The 26,394-nt window shown below is 60.2% G+C and carries 25 protein-coding genes and 1 pseudogene; 19 read left to right on the top strand and 7 right to left on the bottom strand.

Annotation, left to right across the window (positions count from 1 at the left end):
- Nucleotides 1-174 precede the first annotated feature (174 nt).
- The 4 genes from VF629_RS00405 (at nt 175) to VF629_RS00390 (ending at nt 7,363) form a co-directional block, all read left to right on the top strand.
- Complete coding sequence (locus VF629_RS00405; protein WP_331056460.1) at nt 175-2,259, top strand: DNA polymerase III subunit gamma/tau; 2,085 nt, start codon at nt 175-177, stop codon at nt 2,257-2,259.
- A gap of 197 nt (nt 2,260-2,456) precedes the next feature.
- Complete coding sequence (locus VF629_RS00400; protein WP_331056459.1) at nt 2,457-5,489, top strand: M16 family metallopeptidase; 3,033 nt, start codon at nt 2,457-2,459, stop codon at nt 5,487-5,489.
- A 132-nt stretch (nt 5,490-5,621) separates the two neighbouring features.
- The gene (gene icd / locus VF629_RS00395) at nt 5,622-6,887 is read left to right on the top strand and encodes an NADP-dependent isocitrate dehydrogenase (protein ID WP_331056458.1); all 1,266 of its coding nucleotides are present in this window, start codon (nt 5,622-5,624) and stop codon (nt 6,885-6,887) included.
- A 98-nt stretch (nt 6,888-6,985) separates the two neighbouring features.
- Nucleotides 6,986-7,363, top strand: coding sequence for a DUF2511 domain-containing protein (locus VF629_RS00390; protein ID WP_331056457.1), 378 nt, complete (start codon nt 6,986-6,988; stop codon nt 7,361-7,363).
- 69 nt (nt 7,364-7,432) lie between these two features.
- On the opposite strand, the gene VF629_RS00385 is transcribed toward VF629_RS00390, so the two are convergent.
- On the bottom strand, nt 7,433-7,633 hold the full coding sequence (locus tag VF629_RS00385) for a hypothetical protein (RefSeq protein WP_331056456.1): 201 nt from the start codon (nt 7,631-7,633) through the stop codon (nt 7,433-7,435).
- A gap of 437 nt (nt 7,634-8,070) precedes the next feature.
- Between VF629_RS00385 and VF629_RS00380 the strand changes: the two genes are divergently transcribed.
- On the top strand, nt 8,071-8,700 hold the full coding sequence (locus tag VF629_RS00380) for a hypothetical protein (protein WP_331056455.1): 630 nt from the start codon (nt 8,071-8,073) through the stop codon (nt 8,698-8,700).
- 17 nt (nt 8,701-8,717) lie between these two features.
- Here the strand turns inward: VF629_RS00380 and VF629_RS00375 are convergent, their stop codons facing one another.
- Nucleotides 8,718-10,118, bottom strand: a complete 1,401-nt coding sequence (locus VF629_RS00375) for a mercuric reductase (protein WP_331056454.1) — start codon at nt 10,116-10,118, stop codon at nt 8,718-8,720.
- A 149-nt stretch (nt 10,119-10,267) separates the two neighbouring features.
- On the opposite strand from VF629_RS00375, the gene VF629_RS00370 reads away from it, so the two are divergent.
- Together VF629_RS00370 and VF629_RS00365 are read left to right on the top strand one after the other, a co-directional pair.
- Nucleotides 10,268-11,002 carry a hypothetical protein gene (locus tag VF629_RS00370; RefSeq protein ID WP_331056453.1) on the top strand — a complete coding sequence of 245 codons (735 nt, stop codon included), beginning with the start codon at nt 10,268-10,270 and terminating at the stop codon, nt 11,000-11,002.
- A gap of 145 nt (nt 11,003-11,147) precedes the next feature.
- A complete protein-coding gene (locus VF629_RS00365) occupies nt 11,148-12,164 on the top strand; it encodes an alkaline phosphatase D family protein (protein WP_331056452.1) in 1,017 nt (338 codons plus the stop codon).
- Nucleotides 12,165-12,288: 124 nt separating this feature from the next.
- Here the strand turns inward: VF629_RS00365 and sucD are convergent, their stop codons facing one another.
- Nucleotides 12,289-13,170 carry a succinate--CoA ligase subunit alpha gene (sucD, locus tag VF629_RS00360; RefSeq protein ID WP_331056451.1) on the bottom strand — a complete coding sequence of 294 codons (882 nt, stop codon included), beginning with the start codon at nt 13,168-13,170 and terminating at the stop codon, nt 12,289-12,291.
- A gap of 359 nt (nt 13,171-13,529) precedes the next feature.
- Between sucD and VF629_RS00355 the strand changes: the two genes are divergently transcribed.
- The 3 genes and pseudogenes from VF629_RS00355 (at nt 13,530) to VF629_RS00345 (ending at nt 16,533) form a co-directional block, all read left to right on the top strand.
- On the top strand, nt 13,530-14,909 hold the full coding sequence (locus tag VF629_RS00355) for an erythromycin esterase family protein (protein ID WP_331056450.1): 1,380 nt from the start codon (nt 13,530-13,532) through the stop codon (nt 14,907-14,909).
- A 166-nt stretch (nt 14,910-15,075) separates the two neighbouring features.
- Nucleotides 15,076-16,050: pseudogene (locus VF629_RS00350) on the top strand (PLP-dependent cysteine synthase family protein); the annotation flags it as partial.
- 72 nt (nt 16,051-16,122) lie between these two features.
- Nucleotides 16,123-16,533: a response regulator gene (locus tag VF629_RS00345; protein ID WP_331056449.1), complete on the top strand. Its 411-nt coding sequence runs from the start codon at nt 16,123-16,125 to the stop codon at nt 16,531-16,533.
- Nucleotides 16,534-16,791: 258 nt separating this feature from the next.
- On the opposite strand, the gene VF629_RS00340 is transcribed toward VF629_RS00345, so the two are convergent.
- Both VF629_RS00340 and ade read right to left on the bottom strand, forming a co-directional pair.
- Complete coding sequence (locus tag VF629_RS00340; protein WP_331056448.1) at nt 16,792-17,346, bottom strand: hypothetical protein; 555 nt, start codon at nt 17,344-17,346, stop codon at nt 16,792-16,794.
- Nucleotides 17,347-17,461: 115 nt separating this feature from the next.
- Nucleotides 17,462-19,120 carry an adenine deaminase gene (gene ade, locus VF629_RS00335; RefSeq protein ID WP_331056447.1) on the bottom strand — a complete coding sequence of 553 codons (1,659 nt, stop codon included), beginning with the start codon at nt 19,118-19,120 and terminating at the stop codon, nt 17,462-17,464.
- A 90-nt stretch (nt 19,121-19,210) separates the two neighbouring features.
- Between ade and VF629_RS00330 the strand changes: the two genes are divergently transcribed.
- From VF629_RS00330 to cmk, 3 genes are all read left to right on the top strand, one after another.
- A complete protein-coding gene (locus tag VF629_RS00330; protein ID WP_331056446.1) occupies nt 19,211-19,366 on the top strand; it encodes a hypothetical protein in 156 nt (51 codons plus the stop codon).
- A 161-nt stretch (nt 19,367-19,527) separates the two neighbouring features.
- Nucleotides 19,528-19,932, top strand: coding sequence for a hypothetical protein (locus tag VF629_RS00325; RefSeq protein WP_331056445.1), 405 nt, complete (start codon nt 19,528-19,530; stop codon nt 19,930-19,932).
- A gap of 31 nt (nt 19,933-19,963) precedes the next feature.
- A complete protein-coding gene (cmk, locus tag VF629_RS00320; RefSeq protein WP_331056444.1) occupies nt 19,964-20,668 on the top strand; it encodes a (d)CMP kinase in 705 nt (234 codons plus the stop codon).
- On the opposite strand, the gene VF629_RS00315 is transcribed toward cmk, so the two are convergent.
- The gene (locus tag VF629_RS00315; protein ID WP_331056443.1) at nt 20,658-20,855 is read right to left on the bottom strand and encodes a hypothetical protein; all 198 of its coding nucleotides are present in this window, start codon (nt 20,853-20,855) and stop codon (nt 20,658-20,660) included. The two genes, cmk and VF629_RS00315, sit on opposite strands and share 11 nt — an antisense overlap.
- A 178-nt stretch (nt 20,856-21,033) precedes the next feature.
- On the opposite strand from VF629_RS00315, the gene VF629_RS00310 reads away from it, so the two are divergent.
- Together VF629_RS00310 and VF629_RS00305 are read left to right on the top strand one after the other, a co-directional pair.
- Entirely contained in the window at nt 21,034-21,915 is an 882-nt protein-coding gene (locus VF629_RS00310; protein ID WP_331056442.1) for a 4-hydroxy-3-methylbut-2-enyl diphosphate reductase, read from the top strand.
- A 46-nt stretch (nt 21,916-21,961) separates the two neighbouring features.
- Nucleotides 21,962-22,705 (top strand): hypothetical protein, encoded by a 744-nt coding sequence (locus VF629_RS00305; RefSeq protein WP_331056441.1) that lies wholly within the window; start codon nt 21,962-21,964, stop codon nt 22,703-22,705.
- A 6-nt stretch (nt 22,706-22,711) separates the two neighbouring features.
- Here VF629_RS00305 and VF629_RS00300 read toward each other — a convergent pair whose 3' ends face one another.
- The gene (locus tag VF629_RS00300) at nt 22,712-23,200 is read right to left on the bottom strand and encodes an O-acetyl-ADP-ribose deacetylase (RefSeq protein WP_331056461.1); all 489 of its coding nucleotides are present in this window, start codon (nt 23,198-23,200) and stop codon (nt 22,712-22,714) included.
- Between the two features lie 262 nt (nt 23,201-23,462).
- Here VF629_RS00300 and VF629_RS00295 point away from each other — a divergent pair, with 262 nt between their 5' ends.
- The 4 genes from VF629_RS00295 to VF629_RS00280 all read left to right on the top strand — a co-directional run.
- Nucleotides 23,463-23,774 (top strand): 2TM domain-containing protein, encoded by a 312-nt coding sequence (locus tag VF629_RS00295; RefSeq protein ID WP_331056440.1) that lies wholly within the window; start codon nt 23,463-23,465, stop codon nt 23,772-23,774.
- 39 nt (nt 23,775-23,813) lie between these two features.
- Nucleotides 23,814-25,040 carry a PQQ-dependent sugar dehydrogenase gene (locus VF629_RS00290; protein WP_331056439.1) on the top strand — a complete coding sequence of 409 codons (1,227 nt, stop codon included), beginning with the start codon at nt 23,814-23,816 and terminating at the stop codon, nt 25,038-25,040.
- Between the two features lie 116 nt (nt 25,041-25,156).
- Nucleotides 25,157-25,633, top strand: a complete 477-nt coding sequence (locus VF629_RS00285) for an ATP-dependent zinc protease (protein ID WP_331056438.1) — start codon at nt 25,157-25,159, stop codon at nt 25,631-25,633.
- A gap of 130 nt (nt 25,634-25,763) precedes the next feature.
- The coding region (locus tag VF629_RS00280) for a RimK family alpha-L-glutamate ligase (protein WP_331056437.1) at nt 25,764-26,394 on the top strand (631 nt) is incomplete at its 3' end.

The following is a 26,394-nucleotide window of genomic DNA, read 5'->3' as shown; positions in this document are numbered from 1 at the left end:
GCCGAGACATCTCGCTCGGGGCGGTAATCAATGAATTGGTGGCGGCACACGAGATGTCTCGGCGGCGCTCGACCTGACGTTCTGGTTATCAGATAGCCGCCGGCCAGCCGTGCTTACCGCCCCGATTTCGCTTCCAAAGCCGCCCTTTTCTGGGTAACTTTGTAGACAGAACTTATGGATAATTTCGTCGTTTCGGCCCGCAAGTACCGTCCTTCCACGTTTCGTAGCGTGGTGGGGCAGCAGCACGTCACCACCACGCTGCAGAACGCCATCCAGAGCCAGCACCTGGCCCAGGCGTTCCTGTTTTGCGGCCCCCGCGGGGTGGGCAAAACCACCTGCGCCCGCATCCTGGCCAAGACCATCAACTGCACCAACCTCTCGGCTGAGACCGAGGCCTGCGGCACCTGCGCGTCCTGCGTGGCCTTCCAGGAAAACGCCTCGTTCAACGTCCACGAGCTGGACGCGGCATCCAACAACTCGGTGGAAGACATTCGCTCGCTGGTGGAGCAGGTGCGCTACGCCCCGCAGGCCGGCAAGTACAAAATCTACATCATCGACGAGGTGCACATGCTCTCGAACGCGGCCTTCAACGCCTTTCTCAAGACGCTGGAGGAGCCGCCGAGCTACGCCATTTTCATCCTCGCTACCACCGAGCGCCACAAGATTATCCCCACCATCCTGTCGCGCTGCCAGATTTTTGATTTCAGCCGCATCAAGGTGGAGGACATGCGCAGCCACCTGCGCTATGTGGCCACCCAGGAAGGCATTTCGGCCGAAGACGACGCCTTGCACCTGTTGGCCCAGAAAGCCGACGGTGGCCTGCGCGACGCCCTGTCGATGTTCGACCAGATGGTCACTTTCGGCGGCAACAACCTCACCTACAAAGAGGTGGTGCAAAACCTGCACATCCTCGACTACGACTACTACTTCCGCCTCGTCGATAGCCTGCTCACCGAGAACCTCTCTGCCGCGCTGCTGCTGCTCGATGAGGTGATGCAGAACGGCTTCGACCTGCACAACTTCGTGGTGGGCACCGCCGAGCACCTGCGCGGCCTGCTGGTGTGCAAAGACGCCGTGACCGTGCAGCTACTGGAAGTGTCCGAAGGCATCAAGCAGAAGTACGTGCAGCAGGCCCAAGCCGCGCCGCTGGCCTTCCTGCTCTCTGCTCTGAACCTCATCAGCCAGTGCGACCGGGAGTTTAAGCAAGCCAAAAACCAGCGCCTCCACGTCGAGTTGGCGCTCATGAAGCTGGCCTATCTGAACGGGGCGGTGCAGTTCGTCCGCGAACTAAGTCCCGCTTCCAACGGCGAGGCTAAAAAAAAAACTAGCAGCCTAACCGCGGGGGGAGAAGCCCCCGCGCCGGTGCCCACGCCGAGCGGCAATGGCATTAATGGCCACGCTCAGCACGCGCCATTGGCTTCGCCAATAGCCACTGCCCCTGTGGCTTCGTCCGCTGCACCCGCTGCTTATGTCACCGAGTCGCCAGCGGCAACCTACGTGGCCCCGCCTCGGGTACACGAGACCTCGGCGTTGCCCGAGTTTGAGGCGCTGCCGGCCGGTCGGGTTGCGCCCCCCGCCGACGGCCCCGAGCCCCTTCCCGTGGAAAACGGCGTGGAGGAACTGCACGACACGCCGAGCATCGAGCCCGACCCCGCAGCCCCCGTTACCGAGCGCCACCAGATGCGCGACACGCTGCCCCACGTCGAAATCGGCGTGCCCAGCTTCGAGGGCATCGAGCCTGCCCCCAAGCCCAGCCCGGCGGCGGCTTTCGCCAAAATCCCCAGCCTGGCCAGCAAAATCCCCAGCTTGAAGGACTTGAGTAGCCGCGCCGCGGCGAGTTCCGTAGCTGCTGTGGTGGCTGCTGAGCCGCAGTCCGCGAGCGGGCCGGTGGGGCCCATCGACCCGGCCTTGCTGCTGCGAGTGTGGCAGGAACTGGCCGAGGAGCGCCGCGCCCAAGACCGCATGAGCGAGTACTGGGTGCTAAACCGCCCGGTAACGGCCAGCGAGGACCTCGCCATTGAATTGGCGGTGGACAACCCCATTCAGATTGACCAGTTCAACGACATGCGGGTGGAGTTTCTGGCCGAGCTCCGCCGCCGTACCGGCTACCCGCGCCTCAACGTGCAACCCGTGCTGACGGAGGCTGCCCCCACGGCCAAAAGGCTCTACACCACTTCGGATAAGTTCGAGTATTTGGCCGAGCGGTTCCCCGCTTTGCGTGAGGCCAAGCAACGGTTGGGGCTGGAAGCCGACTATTAGGCCGCAGGCAGAGACTGATAGGGTGCCAAAAAGCGCTAAAAGGCTGCAAACGTTTGGGGAGTTGGGTATTGCTTCATTAGAGCAGTTGGCGCGGCTGGAATAATCTAGCAAGATAGGACGAAATTTCTTTTTTTATTCCCCTATCAGCCAGCTACCTTTGTTTTTTGAATCCCCCTGGCTACCCTTCCGCGCCCTTCGTGAAAAACAACTTTTTGCTACTGTTTCCGGCCCTGGCGGTGCTAGGTCTTGTCACACAGTGCCAATCTAGCAAGCCCGCGACCACTGCTTCGGCAGCCACTACCGCCCCTGCCGCTACGCCTGCAACTCCGAAGGAATATCGCTACGAATCGGTGGCCGGCGACCCACTCGGGGTCCGCATCTACAAATTAGACAACGGCCTCACGGTCTACTTGTCGGACTACAAAGATGCCCCGCGCATTCAAACCTATTTGGCGGTGCGCGCTGGCTCTAAGAATGACCCGGCTACTGCCACCGGCCTCGCCCACTACCTCGAGCACATGGTGTTCAAGGGCACCTCGAAGCTGGGCACGCAGGACTGGGCCAAGGAAAAAGTTGAGCTCGACAAAATTGAGGCGCTGTACGAAGTGTACCGCGGCCAGCGCAACGACCCCGCCGCCCGCAAACGCACCTACCATCAAATTGACTCGATTTCGGGCGTGGCCGCCAAGTACGCCGTGCCGAATGAGTACGACAAGGTGATGGGCGCCATCGGGGCCAAAGGCTCTAATGCCCACACATCCAGCGAGGAAACGGTATACCAGGAAGATATTCCGAGCAACCAACTGGAAAAATGGGCCGCCATTCAGGCCGAGCGGATGCAGGAAATGGTGCCCCGTCTGTTCCACACAGAGCTAGAGGCGGTATACGAAGAGAAAAACCGCGGGCTTGACTCGGACTTCAATAAGGAGTTCGAGGCGCTGAACGCCGCTCTCTACCCCACGCACCCCTACGGCACGCAGACGACCATCGGCACGATTGAGCACCTGCAAAACCCGTCCATCACGGAGATTAAGAAGTATTTCGGTCAGTATTACGTGCCGAGCAACGTAGCCCTGTGCCTGAGCGGCGACTTGGATTACGACGCCACGATTCGGGTTATCGACAAGTACTTCGGCGCGCTGCCCAGCAAGTCGGCCCCGGCTTTCAACGCGCCGGTAGAGAAGCCCATTACGGCTCCCATCACCCGCGAAATATTGGGCCCGCAATCCGAAAACGTTATGTTGGGCTACCGCCTGCCTGGCAAAGCCACCCGCGACGGCCTGCGCCTGCGGATGATGGACAAAATCCTGACCAACGGCCAGGCCGGCCTCATCGACCTCGACCTGAACCAGCAGCAGAAAGTGCTGCAAGCCGCCTCGTTCACCGACATGAACGACGATTACTCCACGCACGTCATCTACGGCACGCCGCGGCAGGGGCAAAAGCTGGAAGAAGTGAAAGGACTGTTGTTGGCCGAGCTGGCCAAGGTGAAAGCCGGCAACTTCCCCGACTGGCTGATTCCGGCCATCATCAACAACGAGAAGCTGGAGCGCACCAAGAGCTACGAAAGCAACGAGGCCCGCGCCAGCGCCATGTACGAGGCCTTTATTGAGCGCGTCGACTGGAAAGACTACCTGAAGCAGCAGGCAGATTTCGCCTCCATCACGAAGGAGGAAATCGTGAAGTTCGCCAACGACAACTACGGCGAGAACTACGTGAACGTGTTCAAGCGCACCGGCACCGACCCCAACAAGGTGAAGGTGGTGAAGCCGGCCATCACGCCCGTGCCCGCCAACCGCGACGTGGCTTCGAACTACTACAAGCAACTCACGGCCATGCCCAGCTCGGAGCTGCAGCCGGTGTTTGTGGATTACAAGAAGGATATTCAGGAAACGGAAATTAAGCCCGGCTTGCCGCTGTACTACACCAAGAACAGCGAAAACGGCTTGTTCAACCTGTACTACATCCTGGACATAGGCACCAACAATGACCCGCGTTGGGGCCTCGCGGCCGATTACCTGCAGTACCTCGGCGCCGGCCAATACTCGGCGGCGCAGCTGCAGCAGGAGTTCTACAAGCTGGGCTGCTCCTTCAACGTGAGCAGTGGTGCCGACCGCACCTTCGTGACCCTGAACGGTCTCGACAGCAACCTGGAGCCGGCGCTGAAGCTGTTCGAACAACTAATTAATGCGCCTAAGCCGGATGCCGCTGCGTTGAAAAACATGGTGTCCGGCACGCTTAAGTCACGCCAAGATGCCAAGCTGAACAAGCAGGTGATTCTGAACGCGGCGATGGTAAACTATGTGAAGTACGGCCCGAAAAACCCCTTCACGAACATCCTCAGCGAGAAAGAGCTGAAGGCACTGAAACCTGAGCAACTCACGGCGCTGCTGAAGAAACTGCCGACTTACCAGCACCGGGTGCTGTACTATGGGCCACAGGAATTATTTAAATCCTCCATTTCCGGTGAAGCGGATAAGAAAGGCGAACATACAGTTTCAATAGGAGGTATTGCGGGTTTACTGCTAATGAACCACCGCACGCCCGCTAAACTCACGCCTGCTCCCGCGGCCAAAGACTTCGCCGAGCAGCCGCTGAAGGACAAAAAAGTCTACTGGGTGGACTACAACATGGTGCAGACCGAAATCCTGTTCCTGACCAAGGGCGACTTGTACAGCAAGGAACTAGTGCCGACGGTGGCGCTCTACAACGAGTACTTCGGCGGGGGCATGGGTAGCATCGTGTTCCAGGACCTGCGCGAGAGCAAGGCCCTAGCATATTCGGCTTACTCCGGCTACACCAACGCCGACAAAGTGGGCCGCTCCAACTACAACCTGAGTTATATCGGCACGCAGAGTGACAAGCTGCCCGAGGCCATGGCTGGGATGGAAGCCCTGCTGACGGACATGCCCGTAGCGGAAGCCAACCTGGAAATCGCCAAAAACGCCATTCGCAACAGCATCAGCACGGAGCGCATCACGAAGGGCAACATCCTGATGAGCTACGAGCGGGCCCGCCGCCTTGGCCTGGATTACGACCTGCGCCGCGATGTGTACGCCAGCACCCAGAAAATGACTTTCGACGAGTTAAAGAAGTTTCAGCAGGCCAAGATTAAAGGACAAAACCAAGTCATCCTTGTTATTGGCTCGAAAGACCGATTGAATTTCAAGGAGCTGGCCAAGTACGGGACGGTGCAGCAGCTTACGCTGAAAGAGATTTTTGGGTACTAATTTTTTGTTGTCAGTTGTTGGTTGTCAGTTGTCAGGCTGGCAACTATGGATGAGACTTGTCTCCCAAACAGCCGACAATCTCAGCTAAAATCCTGACAACCGACAACCAACAACTGACAACTTCATTACCACATGGCAGAGCAAAAAATCACCATCAAAAACGGCAAGCTGAATGTACCGGACAAACCCACCATTCCCTTCATTGAGGGCGACGGGACGGGGCCGGACATTTGGGCCGCTTCCAAGCTTGTATTCGACGCGGCCGTGGAGAAGGCCTATGGTGGCAAGAAGCAGCTGGTGTGGAAGGAAGTGCTGGCCGGTGAGAAAGCCTACAAGCAAACCAACAACTGGCTGCCCAACGAAACCCTCGACGCTTTCCGCGACTACCTCGTGGGCATCAAAGGCCCGCTGACGACGCCCGTGGGCGGCGGCATCCGTTCGCTGAACGTAGCCTTGCGCCAGGAGCTAGACCTGTACGCCTGCGTGCGTCCCGTGCGCTACTACGACGGGGTGCCCTCGCCGGTGCGCCAGCCGGAGCTGACCGACATGGTCATCTTCCGCGAAAATACCGAGGACATCTACGCCGGCATTGAGTACATGAATGGCACGCCCCAGGCCCAGAAAATGCTGGAATTCCTGCAGGACGAGATGGGCGTGAAGAAGATTCGCTTCCCCGAGTCGTCGTCGTTCGGCATCAAGCCGGTGTCGAAAGAAGGCACCGAGCGCCTCGTGCGCGCCGCCATCAACTACGCGCTGCTGCACAAGAAGCCGTCGGTGACCATCGTGCACAAGGGCAACATCATGAAGTTCACCGAAGGCGCCTTCAAGACCTGGGGCTACGAATTGGCCGAGAAGGAGTTTGGCAGCAAGGTGTTCACCTGGGCGCAGTACGACAAAATTGTGGCCAAGCAAGGCGTGGCCGTGGCCGACGCCCTCCAGAAGCAAGCCCAGGAGCAAGGCAAGCTCATCATCAAGGACAGCATCGCCGATGCCTTCCTACAGCAGATTCTGTTGCGCCCCGCCGACTACTCGGTGGTAGCTACCCTGAACCTGAACGGCGACTACATCTCCGACGCCCTGGCAGCCATCGTGGGCGGCATCGGCATCGCACCCGGCGCCAACATCAACTACCTCACCGGTCACGCCATTTTCGAAGCCACCCACGGCACCGCGCCCAAGTACGCCAACCAGGACAAGGTGAACCCCGGTTCGGTCATCCTATCCGGCGTAATGATGTTGGAGCACCTGGGCTGGAAAGAAGCCGCCGCCCTCATCAACAAAGGCCTTGAAGCCGCCATCGCCAGCAAGCGCGTGACCTACGACTTTGAACGCCAAATGGAAGGCGCCACGCTGCTCAAAACGAGCGAATTCGCGCAGGAGATTGTGAGCAACATGTAGTAGCTTGGCTACTGCCTAAGCACCAACAGAAACCCCCGCGTCGGCTTTGGCTGGCGCGGGGGTTTTGGTTTATAAAAATTTATTTTAATCAAAGTCTTGTGAAATTTCTACTCCATGTTGCGGGCCTTATTGTGCTCTGTAATTGCACAAAGCCGAAAAATGCATTTAACACAGTTTATGGGCAACATGTTGATGGAATACTAATAACCAAAAAGGAGTATAGGGAAAGGTGGCCGTTCAAAGTAGATAGTCTTTATTTATTCAGAGGCGAAAAGTTAGATGTTTATGTAGCGAAAAATAATGTTGCCTACGCAGTGAATAGCATTGCAAGCGACATGGCAGACTCAGGTGAATTTGGCAGTTTTCAACAGTGGCACCTCATTGTTAAAAATCCAAGTACTGAGCAAATCAACACGAGAAATGAAATTGAGAAGTTGGGTTTAAGCCAATGGGTTAATTATCTCCGCAGACGCTGACAACCGGTAGCGCATAGTTTAGCACAACTTCTATTTTACGGTGTGTTTGGAGAATTCACGCTCCACCTCTCACAGCCCAATGGGCTTGTTCATCGCCGCCTTAAGTTGGCTTTGTAAGTCCAGCGCAACGCGGTATGACTCGCCTTTGTATTGCAGGACTAAATTGCTTTGCTGGCCGTTGTAATTCGTTTTAAACAGCAGCCGTTCGGCCGGAATGTTATTGACGGTGCGGTACGCGGAGGAATTGAGGTCGGCCGTGACGGTGGACACGTAATTCTCCTGGAATTCGAAGCTGCTGATGACGTAGCGGTAGCGGCCCTTGCCGCAAGTCAGTTGAATGGTGTAGCCGAGTCGTTTCGGTACTGCCAGACAATTTCGGTCTGGAGGAACTGTTCGAACACCTGCTGTTCATTCAGCGACTGGAGCGGCAATTGGAGCAGGCATCATTCAGTACTTGAACCCTGACTGGCCTGCCTCGACAACGCACTGCCGACCAGCTTCTCGTCTTCAATGGGGCTGTAAAGTACACCCACACTTCTGCAATGTGCATAGGGTGCGGACAAGGCGTCCACATGCGTCAAGCCCATCGGCAGCACTTTTAAACGTGCGCTAGCGGACACTTTGTCATTGAACATACTTAATATTACATAAATAAATTATATGGTAATTTTGGCTCGTCGTTACACCTTTCCGACGTTCTTGCATCTATGAAAATACAATTGACCATCGTGGCCGGCGCCTTGCTTCTCGCCACCGGTTGCGAGCAAGCCAAACAAGCCAAGCAGTCGTATTCGAACCTTTCCAAGCTCAGCGAAGCCGGTGAGGAAATGACGGCCAGCCTCGAAAAGGCCCAGTCAGACCGGGCCGAGCGCGTGAAGCGTGGCGACACGCTCTCGCTGCCCTACAAGGAGTTGCAGCAATACCTACCTACCGACGTGAGCGGCTACACGGCCGGCGAGCTCAAAGGCCAGTCGCAGAAAATGACCGGCATGGCCTTTTCCTCAGCCGAGCGGACATTCACCAAAGGCCCCGACGAAGAAGTCGAAGTCTCCTTGATTGACTACAACGGCTCCAACGCCCTCTACGAAGGGGCTGCTGCCATGATGAGCCTGGGCATCGAGCAAGAAGACGACGACCACATCATGGGCCCCAGCGCCCTCAAAACCGACGGTGTGAAGGGCATGGACACTTTCTACAAGAAAGACGGCCGCGCCGAAATGACCCTGGCCGTGGGTGGCCGCTTTCTGCTCACGCTGAAGGCCACCAAGCAGCAGGACATGGCCCTGCTCAAGTCAATTGCCGACGACATGGACCTGGAAAAACTTGCCAAGCTGTAGCCAGGCCGAAGCCGGGGCTACGCCCCCGGCTTCAGCCGCTGGAAGGCGTTGTTTAGGACCTCGGCCCAGGTAGGGTGGGCCAGAATCATGTCTTCCAGCTCCTGGTAGCGCAGTTTTCCGGCCATGGCCAGCTGAAACATGGTCATGATTTCGCCGCCTTGCTCGCAGAATACGGCTGCGCCCAGCAGGCGGTCGTCTTCGCCCACAAGTACTTCCACAAAGCCTTCGGTTTCGCCCGTTTGCACGGCCCGCCCAATGGTGCGGGCCGGCAGCCGGCTTACCCGGTAGGCAATGCCCTGCTCTTTTGCCTGGCCTTTGGAGAGGCCAATGCGGCCGAGCTGCGGCTCGGTGAACACCACGTAGGGCAGGGGCCGGTGGGCGGTGGTGCGCTGGCCGTGGCGCAGCAGTGCGTCGCGCACAATGCGGTAGTCGTCGTAGGCAATGTGCGTAAACTGCGGGCCTCCTTTGATGTCGCCCAGGGCATACACGCCGCGCGTGCCGGTTTGCAGGTGCTCGTTTACTTCAATGTAGCCGTCCTCGTTTAGCACGATGCTGGTGTGCTCCAGGCCGAGGTTTTCGGTGTTGGGCTCGCGGCCCACGGCCATCAGCAGGTGGCTGCCGCGCAAGTGGCGCTCGCCGGCCTTGGTGTCTACGGTGAGCGTGATGGTGCCGTCGGCGGCGCGGGATACGTGGCGGGTGGTGGCGCTCAGCACCAGCTCTACGCCGGCTTTGGTGAGCACTTCTTCCAGCGGGTGGCTCACGTCGGGGTCTTCGCGGGCCATCAGGCGCGGGTTGGTGTCGAGGAGGGTGACCCGGGTGCCCAGCCGGCGGAACATCTGGCTGAATTCGACGCCAATGTAGCTGCCGCCCAGGATGAGCAGGTGCGCCGGCTGCTCGGTGAGGTAAAGGAGCAGCGAGTCGCTGGTGAGGTAGCCGCTGTCGGCCAGGCCAGGGAGGTCAGGCACGGCGGCGCGGGTGCCGGTATTGATGAAGATGAGCGGGGCCGTGAGCTGTTGCTCGCCTCCACCGTTCAGGGCAATGCGCAGGGTGTTCGGGGCCGTGAACTGGGCCCGCCCGCGAATGAGCGTGATGCCGTCGCGGTCTTCGGTAATTTTGCGGTGCAGGCTGTCGCGCGAGTTTTGTCGCAGGCGGTGCATGCGCCCAACCACGGCGGCGAAGTCGATTTCCGGTTCGGGCGCGTTAATGCCCAAGTCGCCGGCGGTGCGCACGTGGTGCGCCCGTTGGGCCGAGGCCAGCAGTGCTTTGGTGGGGGCGCAACCGTAGTTGATGCAGGAGCCGCCCAGGTGCTCGCTTTCCACCATTGCCACGCGGCGGCCGGCTTCGGCGAGGGCGTAGGCGAGGGGCGTGCCGGCCTGGCCGGCCCCAATAATGATGGCATCGAATGAGTCGGCGGGCATAGGCAAGCGGCTGGAAATGGTTCTTCTTACATACGGTCCGGCTTGTCGGAGGGGTGGTACTGTTAAACAAAAGCAGGAGAAATCCCCGCAGAAACACGAAATTGCCGTGTCGGGCGTTGCTTAGCCTTCCGTTTCCGTTCCCAATTTATATGAAGCATTTGCTGCGTTTTGCCATTTTAGGGGTTGCCACGGGCCTTACGGGCTGTTCCTCGCTGTACTTTCCCCCGCCGCCGCACGCTCCGCTGCTCACGCACCAAGGCGAGTTTTATGGCAGCGTCAGCACCAACCTGCAAGGAAATACGGCCTTGCAAGGCGCCTACGGCATGACCGACCATCTGGGCGTAGCGGGTACTTTTTCGTCGATGCACCGCAAGAAGACCAAGCGCACCGAAAACATTGATTTTGGCGAAGCCAGCCTGGGCTACTTTACCCGCCTGCCCGACAAGCGGGTGCTGGAAGTGTACGTGGGGGGCGGCGGCGGCAAAACCGAGCGCATCGAGCGCGACGACGAGCAAGTGGTGACGCGCCGGCTGAATGGCACCCTGTCTAAAGCCTTCGCCCAGGTGAACTACGCCCGCAAAAAACGCGACAGCTTCACACTGTTCAAGCACGAGTTCCCGTTCACTTATGGCGCGGCGCTACGCCTGAGCTATTTGCAGCTCAATAATTTTCAAATAAACGGCGTGGCGGCACCCGGCGAAAACAACGTTTTCTTCGAGCCCATCACCTTCACCCGCACCCAGATTGCCGGCCCCGTGCAGCTACAGCTGCTGAGTGGCCAAATTTTTGGCTTTCGCAGCAACAAGTACCTGAAAGCCGCCAATTCGGTGTTTCAGGTGGGCATTGTGGTGAATTTGGATGGCAACACCTCCTTTGACGATTGATGAACGTGCGGGGAGTTTACCAAAGCCCCGGTCCCGTCCGGGGCTTTTTGCGTTTTGGGCAGTTAGGGCATCCCAAGTGCTGTTGCGCCCGGTTATTTTCAGGTTTTCGCTCAGGTTCCGGCCCCCATCAGTGCATCTTTGCGCTATGAAAAAACGCATGCTGGGGGCGCTGTGGCTGGCGCTCGTGTGGGGCGGCCTGACCGCCGAAGCGCAAACGAAGAAAGAGCTGACGCTGGCTTTTGGCTCTTGCAATCGCATCGATTTGCCCCAGCCGCTTTGGCCGGTCATCGCCCGCGACAAGCCCGACGTGTGGGTGTGGCTCGGCGACAACATTTACGGCGACACCGACGACATGGCCCTGCTCAAGCAGAAGTATGACACCCAATTCAACCTGCCCGGCTACCGCGAGTTCCGGACGCAGGTGCCGACCATTATTGGCACTTGGGACGACCACGACTACGGCAAAAACGACGGCAACAAGAACTACCCGTTTAAGCGCCAAACCCAGCAAGCAGCCCTCGACTTTCTGCAGGAGCCAGCCACCAGCCCCCGCCGTCAGCAAGAAGGCATTTATGCCGGGTACGAGTACGCCGCGGGCACCAAAAAGGTGAAAGTGCTGCTACTCGACGACCGGTATTTCCAAGATTCGCTCTACCGCGACAAGCATCTGGTGTACCACCCCACCCCCACCGGCGACGTGCTGGGCGAGGCCCAGTGGAAATGGCTGGAGCAGCAACTGACCAACAGCACCGCCGATGCCCACGTCATCGGCTGCGGCATCCAGTTTCTGCCCCAGCAACACGCCTACGAGAAGTGGGCCAACTTCCCGGCGGCCCGGCAGCGCCTGCTGGCGTTGCTCGCCAGCTCCAAGGCCAAGGGCGTGGTGCTCATCAGCGGCGACCGGCACATTGGCGAAATCTCCAAAACGACGGTGCCCGACGTGGCGTACCCGGTCTACGAAATCACCTCCAGCGGCCTTACGCACCCCGCCACCCAAAACACGGGTGAGCCCAACGACCTCCGCCTGGGCCCACTCATCAACCAGAAACACTACGGCGTGCTGCGTTTCCGGCAGCGCGGCAAGAAGCTCCTGGCCGTGGCCTCGTTGCAAGGCGAACAAGGCCAGCCGCTGGTGGTGGAAACCATTAAAATAAAGCGCTGAGCTAAGCCGCAGCCCCAGTTACGCGCGGCACTGCGTGAGTAGTCGTCGCGTCATTGTTGTGACAAAGCCAATAAAAAAAGCCCCGGCATCTGCCGGGGCTTTTTTGCTTAATCAATGTGAGGCACTAGTTGCCGCCCAACACGCGCAGCATGGTGTCGCCAATCTCGGCGGGCGAATCCACCACGTGGATGCCGCACTCGCGCATGATGGCCATTTTGGCGGCAGCCGTGTCGTCGGCACCGCCCACGATGGCCCCGGCGTGGCCCATGCGGCGGCCGGGAGGAGCGGTCTGGCCGGCGATGAAGCCTACCACGGGCTTCTTGTTGCCGGTTTCTTTAATCCAGCGAGCGGCTTCGGCTTCCATGCCGCCGCCGATTTCGCCAATCATTACGATGCCTTCGGTTTCGGGGTCGTTCATCAGCAACTCCACGGCCTGCTTGGTGGTGGTGCCGATGATGGGGTCGCCGCCGATGCCGATGGCCGTGGTCTGGCCCAGGCCGGCTTTGGTGAGCTGGTCAACGGCTTCGTAGGTCAGGGTGCCCGACTTGGAAACGATGCCGATTTTGCCCTTGGTGAAGATGAAGCCGGGCATGATGCCCACTTTGCACTCGCCGGCGGTCATGACGCCGGGGCAGTTTGGGCCAATCATCGTGATGCCCTGCCGGTCCTTCAGGTAGTGCTTCACGGCAATCATGTCCTTGGTGGGGATGCCTTCGGTGATGGTGATAATGACTTTGATGCCGGCGTCGGCCGCTTCCATGATGGCGTCGGCGGCGAAAGCCGGGGGCACGAAAATGATGCTGGTGTCAGCGCCGGCGGTTGCAACGGCTTCGGCCACGGTGTTGAACACGGGACGGCCCAGGTGCTCGGAGCCGCCTTTGCCGGGCGTCACGCCGCCCACCACGTTGGTGCCGTAGTCCATCATCTGCTGGGCGTGGAACGAACCTTCGGAGCCCGTAAAGCCCTGCACGATAACCTTGGAGTTTTTATTAACCAGAACGCTCATTCGTAGGTGTTTTTTGGGAATTTGAGGGAGTGGGAGAGGCCACCCGGACGGGCAACAGTGGTGCAAAAGTAGGGCTTTTTGAGGGCGCGGCAAGGGATGCATCCGTTGAAATCCCGATAGGGGCACCGAACGGCGAAAACTACTGAATCAGAGCCGCTGAGGAATCTCGCGTGCGCCAAAATCGTTTTCCGATTACACCGCCCCGCTGCGGCCAGGCCGTTGCACGGGGGGTGAAATGAATGCAGTTGCCGGTGCAACGACCACCCCACATGGCCTCGCGAGCGGAGCGGGTTACCTCCGCCGGCCCGGTGCCAGCAACCACTGCTGTTTACTTACTTAATGCAAAGGAGATTGTTCTCATGAAGGGCCTACCCATAGTCCTGCTGCTAAGCTGGTGCTTAGGCTTTACGAGTTGCGCCAGCCAAAGCGACTCGGTTGCTCCGAGCACCCAAGTCACCATTCCACCCCGCGGCGTTTCCGCCCTAAAAAATCCTCAGGACCTCGACCCGCTGCTGGCCCAGCTGGGCCCGGCCCGGTATGTGCTGCTGGGCGAAGCCTCGCACGGCACCGCAGAGTTTTACGCTTGGCGCAGCACCATCACCAAGCGGCTCATTCAGGAAAAAGGCTTCACCCTAATTGGGGTGGAAGGCGACTGGCCGGCCCTCTACGAGCTGAACCGCTACGTGAAGGGCGCCAACAACGGCGCTTCGGCCACGGCCGTCCTGCAGCGCCTCTCGCGCTGGCCCACCTGGATGTGGGCCAACGGCGAAATAGCCGACCTGGCCGAATGGCTGCGCACCTACAACCAGACCCAGCCCGCCGAGCGCAAAGTGGGCTTTTACGGGCTCGACGTGTATAGCCTCTGGGAATCCTTGGAGAGCATCCGCACCGATTTCGCGGAAGCCGACCCCGCCACCCTCAACGCCGTGACCGCCGCGCTCGACTGCCTCCGCCCCTACAACCGCAGCGACGAGGCCTACAGCCGGGCCACGCTCAACGGCGCAAACTGTGCCGATGCCATGGCCGCCGTGCTCGCCGCCGTGCGCAACCGGGCCCAGGCCTTACCGCCGCGCCACGAGGGCGCGTTCAACGCCGAGCAAAACGCGCTGGTAGCGGTAAACGCTGAGCGCTACTACCGTACGGCGGTGCGCAGCAACGCCGGCTCGTGGAACATTCGCGACCAGCACATGGCCGAAACCATCAACCGTTTGATGAGCTTCCAAGGCGCCAACGCCAAAATCGTGGTGTGGGAGCACAACACCCACGTGGGCGACGCCCGCTACACCGACATGGCGAACAGTGGCGAAGTGAACGTCGGCCAGCTCATGCGCCAGCAGCACCAAGCCGAGGGCGTGTACGTGGTGGGCTTCGGCACGTATTCGGGCACGGTGACGGCGGCGCCGTACTGGGGCGGTCCCGTGACCACCATGACGGTGCCGGCCGCTCAGAGAGGTTCGTGGGAGGCCGTGCTGCACGAGCAAGCGCCTGGCAACACCCTCATCTTGCTCGACACCTGGCGCAGCGAAACGCCACTGACTCAGCGCCGGGGCAACCGGGCCATTGGCGTGGTGTACAACCCCGCCAGCGAAACCGGAAACTACGTGCCCACCGACCTGCCGCATCGGTACGATGCGTTCATTTTCCTTGACCAAACGCAGGCCCTGCGCCCGCTGCCGGGCCACGGCGGCCGGCGGGTGAAAGCCACTGCCACAAGGCTGGACGCAGTCGAGAATTATTGAGCAACAAAAGCCCGGGGCGGGCGGCCGGAATAGTTCTCGGGCCGCCCGTTTCTCGGGCAATTCGTCGCGGCCAGTTGCTAGAAAAGGGCCGTTGGCACCGCGCCACCGCGCCGCAATGGTTACCTTTGTGGCCTTTTCCCAAGAACTCCCCACCCAGTCCATTTCAATGTATTTTAATCACGTCATCGAGGCCGTTGGCCATACTCCCCTCGTCAAGCTCAACAAGGTGACCGACGGCATCAAAGGCACCATTCTGGCCAAGGTGGAGTATTTCAACCCCGGCAACTCGGTGAAAGACCGCATGGCCATCCGCATGATTGAGGACGCCGAGAAGGCCGGCCTCATCCAGCCGGGCGGCACCATCATCGAGGGCACCAGCGGCAACACCGGCATGGGCCTGGCCCTGGCCGCCATTGCCAAAGGCTACAAAACCGTGTTTGTCATGAGCGACAAGCAGAGCAAGGAAAAGCAGGACATCCTGCGCGCCGTGGGCGCCGAAGTGGTGGTGTGCCCCGTGGACGTAGCCCCCGACGACCCCCGCAGCTACTACTCCGTGGCCCGCCGCCTGAATGCCGAAACGCCCAACTCGTTTTACCCCAACCAGTACGACAACCTCTCCAACTCTGCGGCGCACTACGACAGCACCGGCCCGGAAATCTGGAACGGCACCGACGGCAAAATCACCCACTACGCCTGCGGCGTGGGCACGGGCGGCACCATTTGCGGCGCCAGCAAGTACCTGAAAGAGCAGAACCCGGCCATCGTCACGGTGGGCCTGGACACCTACGGCTCGGTGTTCAAGAAATACAAGGAGACGGGCATTTTCGACGAAAACGAAATCTACCCGTACAAAACCGAGGGCATTGGCGAGGACATTCTGCCGAAAAACGTAGACTTCGACCTCATTGACTTGTTCATCAAAGTCAGCGACAAAGACTCCGCGGTGATGACGCGCCGCTTGGCCAAGGAAGAAGGTTTGTTCGTGGGCTGGTCCTGCGGCTCGGCCGTGTTTGGCGCCCTGGAGTACGCCCGCGAGCACCTCAAGGAGGACGACACCATGGTTATCGTGCTGCCCGACCACGGCACGCGCTACCTCGGCAAAATTTACAACGACGACTGGATGCGCGCCCAAGGCTGGCTCTAACAAGCAGAGTCATTGCACAAACGAGACGAAGGCAGTATCTTCGTAAACGCTAGAAATAAAAATTTATTTATGTCTGCTAATCTCAACCATATCGTCCTCGTTGACGACAACGAAACCACGAGCTTTTTGAACAACCGCCTGCTGGGCCGCCTCGCCGTGGCCGACCAGGTGAGCACCTTCTCGCGCGCCGACGAAGCCTTCGAAAAGCTGTGGGGTAGCGTGGACGGCGGCAGCGCAGCCCCCGCGCCCGATTTGGTGTTTGTGGACCTGAAAATGCCCGGCATTTCCGGCTTCGAATTTCTGGAGCTGTACAACGCGCTGCCGCAACCCGTGCAAGACAAAACGGTAATGGCCGTGCTCACCACGTCCATGCACGGTGCCGACACCGCCCGCGTGGCCAAGTACCCCAACGTAGAATACCTCACCAAGCCCCTGACGGAGGAAAAGATGCGCAAGCTGCTGGAAAAGCGCTTCCAATAGTCTTTCCCTGGCGTTTGCCAAGACCACCAAAAGCCCCAACTCTACGCAGAACTGGGGCTTTTTGGCTTTCAATACTCGTGCAGAAGTAACCCAACGGGGAAGCTCTTCATGCTGAGCGCAGCCGAAGCATCTCGCGTGCTGTCACTAACTCAATCGCCAGCACCAGAAAAGGATTACTGCCCCGGGCGAGATGCTTCGACTACGCTCAGCATGACGGGCTTTCTTACGCTGAATGACTTATTGCCGCCTTACGCGGCGTTATTCGCCTTTCACTTTATCCAGTATATCATTCAGGAAGCCGGTTTTCTTTTGCTTGAGGATGATGTAGCGCACCGAAACAGCGGTGGGAAACCGGTTCCAGTCGCCCGAGCCAAACTCGACGGTGGGCTTGAAGTCGACCGAGAGGACGATGCGGGCAAACGGAATCTTGTACTCGGCCCCCACGATGCCATCGAAGCCCCAGAAATTGCCGTCGTCCTTATGGACGCCGAAGTGGCCGCCGGCGCCGAAGTAATAGTTCAGGCTGGGGCCGAGAATGCCGAAGTGGCGCTCGCCCAGCAGCGTAACGCTGCGCTCGCGGGGCGACAGCATGCCCAGTCCCTCCAGCGTGGTTTTGGGCAGCACCAGTTGCTGCACGGTGAGCCCGTAGCTGCTCCCGTCGCTGCGGAAGCCGGCCGCGGTGCGGTACTTCTGGGCGAAAGCGGGCGGCGCACAAACGCTAGCCAACAGGAGCAGGGCGAAAGCCACGGCGGCCCGCCCAAGCTGCATGGTTGGCGCTTGGCGAAGCACTTGCGGCGAAAATAACAAAAGCATAAACTCGAACAATTCGGGGGCTCAGCATCGCTGGGTTTGGCTGCTGCCGCCCCGCGGCCGGGTGCCTCTCTACGCAAAACGGCCGCTGAAAATTGCCAACTGCACCAGAAACCCTCTATTCCACTGCGGCCACGAACGTGAATTGCTGGCCGTCAAACAGCCCTTTATCGCTCAGTTTCAAGCTAGGAATCACGAGCAGCGCCATGAACGAAAGCGTCATAAAGGGCGCGCCCAGTGGGGAGCCCAACTGCTTAGCCAGCGCATCGACGGCGGCGTAGGCCTGCGCCACGGCAGGGCCTTCCTGGTCCGACATGAGGCCGGCCACGGGCAGCGGCACCAGAATTTCCTGCCCGTCGGCGCCCACGGCCGCCAGGCCGCCTTTGGCCGCAATCACCAGGTTCACGGCGCGCGCCAGGCTGGCGTCGTCGCAGCCCACGGCGGTGATGTTGTGCGAGTCGTGGCCCACGCTGCTGGCCAAGGCGCCGTGCTTCAGCCCAAACCCGTGGATGAACGCCAGGGCGGGCGCCACCTTCGGTTGGTAGCGGTTGATGACGGCCAGTTTGAGCACGTCCTGGGAAAGGTTGGGCACCACCAAGCCATTGTCTACCGTTGCCGGCGCATCAACTCTAGCAGTGATGAGCTGACCATCGAAGCACTGAATGACGCGCAGCATGGCTTGCTCCGAAGCGGGCGCAAGAAGCTGGAAATCAGTTGCCACAACGGGCTCGGCCTGGAAATTATTGACAGGAGTAATGGGCGTGGCCGGCAGCAAGGACACCCCGTTCTCCGCCACCAGCACGCCATCGAGGTAGGTTTGCTGAACTTCGAAGCTCTGCAAGTCCTTTACCACGATGAAATCGGCCGGGTCGCCTTCGCCCAGCAAGCCCACGGGCAGGTTGTAGTGCTTCACGGGGTTCACGCAGGCCACCCGCAGCACGTGGAAAAGGTCGGCCCCCAGGGCCACGGCGCGCTGCACCAGCTGGTTGATGTGGCCGAGCACCAGCGTGTCGGGGTGCTTGTCGTCGGAGCAAAACATGAGGTTGGCGTAGTGCTCGGGGATGAGCTCGACCAGCGCGTCAAAGTTGCGGGCGGCGGAGCCTTCGCGGATGAGGATTTTCATGCCCACGGCCAGCTTGTCGCGGGCTTCGTCGGCGGTGAAGCACTCGTGGTCGGTGCTGATGCCGGCGCTGGCGTACTGAGCCGCGTCGCCGTCGCGCAGGCCGGGCGCGTGGCCGTCCACGGGGCGGCCTGCGGCTACGGCAATGGCTATTTTCTCCATCACGTCAGCGTCGCGGTGCAGCACGCCGGGCCAGTTCATCATCTCGGCCAGGTAGCCAATTTTGGGATTTTCGAACAGCGTGGCGATGTCGGCGGCCGTGATGGTGGCGCCGGCGGTTTCAAACGGCGTGGCGGGCACGCAGCTGGGCGCGCCGAAGCAGAACTTGAACGGCGAGTGGCTGGCGTTTTCCAGCATGAACTCGACCCCGGCCACGCCCAGCACGTTGCCGATTTCGTGGGGGTCGGATACCGTAGCCACCGTGCCGTGCGTTACGGCCAGGCGGGCAAACTCGGTGGGCACCAACAGGGAGCTTTCCACGTGCACGTGGGCGTCGACGAAGCCGGGCAGCACGTAGGGCAGCTCGTGGTTGGGCTCGGGCTCGTCGATGGGGGCAATGGCCACAATGTGGCCGGCCTCAACCGAAATAACTGCCGGCTGAATGGAACGGGCAAAAACGTCAACGACGTTGGCAATGAGTGAAAAATCGGCGGACATAAGCGAAGCGGAAAGGCAGGAGCGACCCGCCACAATACGGGTTTGACGCGAACAAAGAACCTTATATTTGAGAAAAAACCGTTTCGGCGAATGAAAAAGAAACTTGCTCTTGTGCTGCTCGCGCTGCCCCTCTTGCTGGCAGACAGCGGGTGCGCCCGTCGTACCGCCCAGGAAAGAAAAACCAAGTGGTACAAGCACCACACCAAGCCCGGCGGCCGCATTCCGTGCCCCACGCACGACTGCTAGGTCAACGCGCAGCGATGCCGCGGATGAGGCACTTATTTGTTGTTTGCAACCGGGTAGGAAGCTTTATGGTCGAGCTAAATCAGTTAACTTGTTGCCATTCGCCCGAACAAGAAGAACGTGGTTTTGCCGCGTGCAAGCCGATATAGTATTGCCAGTTAGTTATGTCCGACGTTAGTCCTTCGCCTCTCGATTCCATCCAACTGGCCGCCGAGCAGGTGCGCCAGCAGCTCAAGCTCAAGGCCTTCGATGCCGAAGGCGTGGCGCATTTGGCCAATTTCATTCAAGCCCAGCGCGGGCAGCTTCCGGCCGCCGAGCGCGAGGGCGTGATTATGGCCTTGGGTTGCTTTCTGGGGCACTGCCTGGTGGAGGTGTACCGGGGCGAGTGGGGCACTGGCCGCGACGGCACCACGGGCGTGGGGCTGGCCGGAAGATTTTTTTTTAACCCCTTCCATTTGGTCAATGCTCAACTGAATGAGGGAGAAAGCGCCTCGGTAGCGGCTTTTTTTGCCTCGGTGCCGGCCCGCCTGAAGACCCCACCGCCCGCTCGTAAGGGCTGGATTTCGTAATCTTGCGGGGCCAATGGCCGCCCGCGTCGTTATGAAACAACTCGTTATCGCCATTGACGGCTACTCCTCGTGCGGCAAAAGCACGACTGCGAAGGCCGTGGCTGCTGCCCTGCACTACGCCTACGTCGACACCGGGGCCATGTACCGCGCCGTCACGCTGTACCTGCTCGAGCACCACATTCCGTTCGATGACTTGGCCGGCGTGGAGCAGGCCCTGCACACGCTGCAAATCAGCTTCCGCCGCAACCGCCGCACCGGGCGCAACGAAGTGTTTCTCGACGGCGTGAACCGCGAAGACGACATCCGCCAGATGGTCATTTCCAACTCGGTGAGCGAAGTGTCCGTCATTCCGATGGTGCGGCACGCCATGGTGGCCCAGCAGCAGCGCATGGGCCGCAAGCGCGGCGTGGTGATGGACGGCCGCGACATCGGCACCACCGTTTTCCCCGACGCCGAAGTGAAGGTCTTCATGACCGCCGACGTGGTGGTGCGGGCCCAGCGCCGCGAAGCCGAGCTGGCCGAAAAAGGCGAAATCGTGCCCCTCGACGACATCATCGAAAACCTGCGCAAGCGCGACCACCTCGACTCGACCCGCGCCGAAAGCCCCCTGCGCCGCGCCGCCGACGCCGTGCTGCTCGACACCACGCACCTCGTGATTGATGAGCAAGTCGACTTTGTGCTGGAGCGCGTGTCGGCCGCGCTGTTTGCGCCCGAAGCCCAGCAGGCTAGGGGTTGAGAAACTCTTTGATTTTTGGATAGGCCAGCAGCTTTACCAGAAGCAGCAGCACGCCGCTTACTTTGAGGATGGTAGCGCATAGTAAAATGTCGCGGCCGCCACTCCAGTGCTCAATTGTAAATAACGCGCCTATGGCATCGCCACATAGTCCAAGGGCATAAAGAATAAGCGCGTGTTTGGCCTTCATAACAGGTAGAATAGGCGGCAGATATGTCGCTAATGTTCTGGTAAAATCTTATGAGTCGCTCATAGGTGGAGCGACAAAGGCTAGGAAGTTGGGCTAACTTTTGCTGAGTGTGCGGCGGCATAGGTCGTACCTTTGTCCCGGCGAACCCCTCGCCGGCGCGTGGTGTTAAACTCACAGCATGAAGGTCACGATTGATAAAAATTCCGGCTACTGCTTCGGCGTAGAATTCGCCATTCAAATGGCTGAAGACGAATTGGCGCAGGGCCAGCAACTTTATTGTCTGGGCGACATCGTGCACAACCGCATGGAAGTGGAGCGCCTGCACCAGCAGGGGCTGCGCATCATCGACCGCGAGCAGCTGGCCGAGCTGCACGACACCAAGGTGCTCATCCGGGCTCACGGCGAGCCGCCGGAAACCTACCAGCTGGCCCTGCAAAACAACCTGGAGCTGATTGACGCCAGCTGCCCGGTGGTGCTCAAGCTGCAAAACCGCGTGAAGCACGCTTTCGACCTAAGCCAGCGCCAGGACGGCCAGATTGTAATTTACGGCCAGCCCGGCCACGCCGAAGTGGCGGGCCTCACGGGCCAGACCGGCAACCGCGCCATCATCGTGATGAACGAGGCCGACCTCGACCAAATCGACTTCGCGCGGCCCGTCACGTTGTTCAGCCAAACCACCAAAAGCACGGCCGGCTTCTACAAGATGAAGGCCCTGATGGAGGCCCGCATTGCGGCGGCCGGTGGCGAGCTGGAAAGCTTCGACGCCAACGACAGCATTTGCCGGCAGGTGAGCAACCGCGAGCCCGCCCTCGCCAAGTTCGCCGTGGAGTACGACGTGGTGCTGTTCGTGAGCGGCCGCAAAAGCTCCAACGGCAAAGCCCTGTTCTCGGTGGTGAATGCCGCCAACCCGCGCAGCTACTTCATCGAAAACGAAACCGAAGTGGAGGAGGAGTGGCTGGCCGGTGCCCAAACCGTGGGCATCTGTGGCGCCACCAGCACCCCGCTCTGGCTGATGCAGCAAGTGGCCGCCCGCGTGGAAGGCGTGGGCGAGCTGGCGTAGCGGTAGTTTCGGAAGTAGTTTTGAGGAAAGTAACTTTCCACTTTCTATGACTTCACGACAACTATTGGCGGCGCTGCTGGTGCTGTCAGCAGTGGACCGGGCCAGTGCCCAAGTGGCAACGGCGGCTCCCGGAACTGCTAAATCGGTGCCTGTCTCCGATTCGCTGGCGGCCATTGACACTGGCTACGTCGAGAATACCGTCCGGGGGTTTGGTCGGGCCGAGATTTTAAGGACTGACGGCCAGAAGTTATTTGCCTGGATTCGCGTTGATAACACAGGATTTGTGGGGGTTGTGCCGTTTCACAAAACCGAAGCGGATGCGCGGCGGTTTGGCCGGCAGCCTTTAAGCATTGCTGTGGATAAGATTCAGTCCATCAAATTAAACGGAGCTTACCTGGAGCGCATAGTAGTGAATGGCAAGAGCATGGATGTGCTGGCTACCCGCGTGGCTAACGGCACAGTGGAGCTGTTCAATTACACCTCAACAGGGAGCGCTGGCGCTGGTAGCATGATGCTGGCAGGCGGGGTGGGTGGCCCAATGGTGGTGTCAGGAGGGGGTGGCGGATTTACTGACCGCAAATGGTATTTGCGGCGGGCTGGTGAGAACTTTGTAGAAGTGAGTCGTATGAATTTCGAGGAGCAAATGATGAAGTACTTCCACGACTACCCTCAACTTGTGGCGACGCTGTACAATCGCAAATTGCGCTACCGCGATATGGTGACGGTGGTGAATGGCTACAATGGGTACTTATCCCGGCCAAAGTCCACCGATTCGGTGGGCTCAAAGTAGCAGCGGCTACCCCGCCAGCGCCTGCTCATACAGCCGCCGGTTTTCCTCGTCGAACGCCACAAAAACAACCTGCTTCGGAAACTCGTGTGCCGCCAGCCACTGTCGCACTTCGCGCACGGCAATGGCGGCGGCTTCCTGTTTCGGGTAGCCATAGATGCCGGTGCTGATGCCGGGAAAGGCCACGCTTTCGAGGGAACGTTCGGCGGCCAGGCGCAGGCAGTTGCGGTAGCAAGATGCTAGCAGCGCCGGCTCGCCTTTGTGGCCGCCGTTCCAGACGGGGCCAACGGTGTGAATGACATGCGGTGCCGGCAGCTTGCCGCCGGTGGTGATGACGGCTTCGCCGGTTTTGCAGCCGCCCTGCCGGGCCCGAATCTGACGGCATTCCTCCAGTATGGCCGGGCCGCCTGCGCGGTGAATGACCCCGTCCACACCGCCCCCGCCGAGCAGGCTGGAGTTGGCCGCGTTGACAATGGCCGAGGCCTGCTGTTTGGTGATGTCTCCTTAAATAATTCGAATGCGTTCAGAAAGGGAAGTGGACGACATGGCTGGCGAGGAAAATAAGACAACGACAAAGCGGCCCGCAATTACCGATGAATGAGCGTCGGTAAGGAAAAGTCAGCTCGGTGCTTACGCTTCAGGGGGGTGAATTGCTGCCCGAACCTAGCCAAACGACGTTTCGGCGACACCAAATTGTGGACGCTCGGGGGTAGGGGTAGTTTTGACCATCAACTCCAACCAATCCCTAACCATCACGCTCATGGAACCCCTGAACCGCAACCCCTACCTGTGGCAGAAAGCAAAAGCTCGCGCTAAGTTTCAAGCCAGCCTGATTCCTTTTGTCCTGGTGAATGCCGCTCTCTGGACGCTGTGGGCCCTGACGTCGTCGCGGCACCACGAATTTCTGCCTTGGCCGGCGTTCGTCACGTTTTTTTGGGGCATTGGCCTCGTGTCGCGCGGCGTAATAGCTTATACCAATTTCAATTACGAAGGGCGCACCCAGCGGGAATATGACCGGCTGCTGCGCGAGCAGGGCCAGGGCGGCCCCGACCCGCTGGACCGCTACCGGTAGCCGCGCAACTTTCGGCTCAGAGCCGCGGTTTGAGCGGACATGATGTCCACTCTTTCTTTCGTCTCCATTACGGCGCTGCTGGCCGCACCCCTATTGCTGGCGCCCAGCCCGCGGCCGGCCGCTACCCCGGCTCCCACGCCGGCCGCCACCGCGGCCGACGCTAACCTTAGCAAAATCAAATTGCCGGCGGGCTTCCGCATCAGCTACTTTGCCCAGAACGTGCCCGGCGCCCGCGAGCTGGCCGTGGGGTCCGACGGCACCGTGTACGTGGGCACGAATGCCCAGGGCACCAAGGGCAAAGTGTACGCCCTGCCCGACAAAAACCGCGACGGCAAGGCCGACGCCGTCCTCACGGTGGCCAGCGGCCTAAATGCGCCCAACGGCGTGGCCGTGCGGCAGGGCAGCCTGTACGTGGCCGAAATCAACCGCATTATTCGCCTCGACAACATTGCGGCCAACCTGAAAACGCCGCCCAAGCCGGTGGTGGTGTACAACAAGCTGCCCGACAACGCCTGGCACGGCTACCGGTACATTGCCTTCGGGCCGGATGGAATGTTGTACGTGCCGGTGGGCGCACCCTGCAACACTTGTGAGCCCGAGCAGCCCATTTTTGGCACCATCAACCGGCTGCGGCCCGACGGGACGGGCTTCCAGAACGTGGCGCTGGGCGTGCGCAACACCGTGGGGTTCGACTGGCACCCGGTGACCAAGGAAATGTGGTTTACCGACAACGGCCGCGACCAGCTGGGCGACAACCTGCCCGCTGATGAACTGAACCGGGCGCCCAAGGCGGGCCTGCACTTCGGTTTTCCCTATCTACTTCGCGGGCGACGTGGCCGACCCGGAATTCAGTGCTGGCAAAACCGCCGACATGTACACCAAGCCTGCCCGCAAGCTGGGCGCCCACGTGGCCGCGCTGGGCATGAAGTTCTACACCGGCACCAAATTCCCGGCCCAGTACCGCAACCAGATTTTCATCCCGGAGCACGGCTCGTGGAACCGCAGCAAAAAAAGCGGCTACCGCATCTCGCTGGTGAAGCTGGACGCCAGCGGCCGGCAAACCACCGCCTACCAAACCTTCGCCGAAGGCTGGCTGCAGGGCCAGGAAAGCTGGGGCCGCCCCGTGTGCCTGCTGGTGCTGCCCGACGGTTCGATGCTGGTGAGCGACGACCAGGGCGGCGCCATTTTCCGCATTTCGTACGTAGGGTAGGAGCTTGGCTGAACGTCATGCCGAGCGCAGCGCAGCATTTCGCGTGCCACCGCTAACTCTTTCAACGATTGAGTTGCTGCCACACGCGAGAGGCTGCGCTGCGCTCGGCATGACGTTCTTGTGACGTTAGCTCACTTGTTGCCATTTCACCGCTTCGCCTATCTTCACTTCCATGAACCGCCCCCCCAAGCGCCTACTCGGCCGCCGCGAGCTGATTGATTTCCCGGACTTTGCTTTGGGCGGCGTGGAGGCCAAAGTGGACACGGGCGCCTACACCGGCGCCATTCACTGCACCGACATCCACATTGAAACCGATGCCCGGCAGCGCCCCGTGCTGATGGTGCGCCTGCTTGACCCCGGCCACGCCGACGCCGACGGCCGCCCTCTGGCCTTTGCCGATTTCGAGCTGCGCGACATCCGCTCGTCCAACGGCGAAGTGCAGGAACGGTACGTTATTCGGGCGGTGGTGCAGCTGTACGGCGAAAACTTTGAGGCCGACTTTTCGCTTTCTGACCGGTCCGACATGAAATACCCGGTGTTGCTGGGGCGCAGCCTGTTGCGCCAGGGCCGCTTCGTGGTGGACGTGGCCAAACGCAATCTGTCGTACAAGGCGCTGGCCCGCGCCGCCGCCCGCCGTGCCCGGCCCTGACTAGTTTTGTGGATTGGCGGGGCAGCGGGTTGGTAAGATAGGTTTTACAGCAGCTTACGCCGACCATTTGCCAACCTACTAACCCACACCAATCCACTACCCCGCCAATTCGCCAATCCACTATTTCACGATGAAACTGGCTATTCTCTCACGTGAGCCCAAGTCTTACTCTACCCAACGGTTGGTGGAAGCTGCCATTGCGCAGGGCCACGAAGCTGTGGTGGTCGACCACCTGCAGTGCAACCTCGTGCTGGAAAAAGGCCATCCGGGCATTATCTACCAAGGCCAGCGGCTGGAGGGCTTCGACGCCATCATTCCGCGCATTGGGGCCTCGGTCACGTTCTACGGCACGGCCGTGGTGCGGCAGTTCGAGATGATGAAAGTGCGCACCGCCGTGGAAAGCCAGGCCATTGTGCGCTCGCGCGACAAGCTCCGCTCAATGCAAATCCTGAGCCGGGCCGGCGTGGGCATGCCCAAAACGGCCTTCACCAACTTTTCGGAAGACGTGCCCGCCATGGTGCAGCAGGTGGGCGGCGCCCCGGTCATCATCAAGCTGCTGGAAGGCACGCAGGGCCTGGGCGTGGTACTGGCCGAATCGGCCAAGGCCGCCCAATCGGTCATTGAAGCCTTCCACAACCTCAAGGCCCGCATCATCGTGCAGGAGTTCATTGCCGAAAGCAAGGGCGCCGACTTACGCGCCATCGTGGTCGATGTAGAAGTGGTGGGCGCCATGAAGCGCCAGGGCACAGAGGGGGAGTTCC

It is taken from the genome of Hymenobacter sp. (genome assembly GCF_036388155.1).
Classification (GTDB): Bacteria; Bacteroidota; Bacteroidia; order Cytophagales; family Hymenobacteraceae; genus Hymenobacter.
Note: the sequence above shows the minus strand (reverse complement) of the source record. Positions and strands in the feature narration are given on the sequence as shown.

Bases quoted from the DNA above. Each gene is read 5' to 3' on its own strand.
- VF629_RS00405 (WP_331056460.1), top strand. From the start codon at position 175: ATGGATAATTTCGTCGTTTCGGCCCGCAAGTACCGTCCTTCCACGTTT.
- icd (WP_331056458.1), top strand. From the start codon at position 5,622: ATGGCAGAGCAAAAAATCACCATCAAAAACGGCAAGCTGAATGTACCG.
- VF629_RS00380 (WP_331056455.1), top strand. From the start codon at position 8,071: ATGAAAATACAATTGACCATCGTGGCCGGCGCCTTGCTTCTCGCCACC.
- VF629_RS00375 (WP_331056454.1), bottom strand. From the start codon at position 10,118: ATGCCCGCCGACTCATTCGATGCCATCATTATTGGGGCCGGCCAGGCC.
- VF629_RS00370 (WP_331056453.1), top strand. From the start codon at position 10,268: ATGAAGCATTTGCTGCGTTTTGCCATTTTAGGGGTTGCCACGGGCCTT.
- VF629_RS00365 (WP_331056452.1), top strand. From the start codon at position 11,148: ATGAAAAAACGCATGCTGGGGGCGCTGTGGCTGGCGCTCGTGTGGGGC.
- sucD (WP_331056451.1), bottom strand. From the start codon at position 13,170: ATGAGCGTTCTGGTTAATAAAAACTCCAAGGTTATCGTGCAGGGCTTT.
- VF629_RS00355 (WP_331056450.1), top strand. From the start codon at position 13,530: ATGAAGGGCCTACCCATAGTCCTGCTGCTAAGCTGGTGCTTAGGCTTT.
- VF629_RS00345 (WP_331056449.1), top strand. From the start codon at position 16,123: ATGTCTGCTAATCTCAACCATATCGTCCTCGTTGACGACAACGAAACC.
- VF629_RS00340 (WP_331056448.1), bottom strand. From the start codon at position 17,346: ATGCTTTTGTTATTTTCGCCGCAAGTGCTTCGCCAAGCGCCAACCATG.
- ade (WP_331056447.1), bottom strand. From the start codon at position 19,120: ATGTCCGCCGATTTTTCACTCATTGCCAACGTCGTTGACGTTTTTGCC.
- VF629_RS00330 (WP_331056446.1), top strand. From the start codon at position 19,211: ATGAAAAAGAAACTTGCTCTTGTGCTGCTCGCGCTGCCCCTCTTGCTG.
- VF629_RS00325 (WP_331056445.1), top strand. From the start codon at position 19,528: ATGTCCGACGTTAGTCCTTCGCCTCTCGATTCCATCCAACTGGCCGCC.
- cmk (WP_331056444.1), top strand. From the start codon at position 19,964: ATGAAACAACTCGTTATCGCCATTGACGGCTACTCCTCGTGCGGCAAA.
- VF629_RS00315 (WP_331056443.1), bottom strand. From the start codon at position 20,855: ATGAAGGCCAAACACGCGCTTATTCTTTATGCCCTTGGACTATGTGGC.
- VF629_RS00310 (WP_331056442.1), top strand. From the start codon at position 21,034: ATGAAGGTCACGATTGATAAAAATTCCGGCTACTGCTTCGGCGTAGAA.
- VF629_RS00305 (WP_331056441.1), top strand. From the start codon at position 21,962: ATGACTTCACGACAACTATTGGCGGCGCTGCTGGTGCTGTCAGCAGTG.
- VF629_RS00295 (WP_331056440.1), top strand. From the start codon at position 23,463: ATGGAACCCCTGAACCGCAACCCCTACCTGTGGCAGAAAGCAAAAGCT.
- VF629_RS00290 (WP_331056439.1), top strand. From the start codon at position 23,814: ATGATGTCCACTCTTTCTTTCGTCTCCATTACGGCGCTGCTGGCCGCA.
- VF629_RS00285 (WP_331056438.1), top strand. From the start codon at position 25,157: ATGAACCGCCCCCCCAAGCGCCTACTCGGCCGCCGCGAGCTGATTGAT.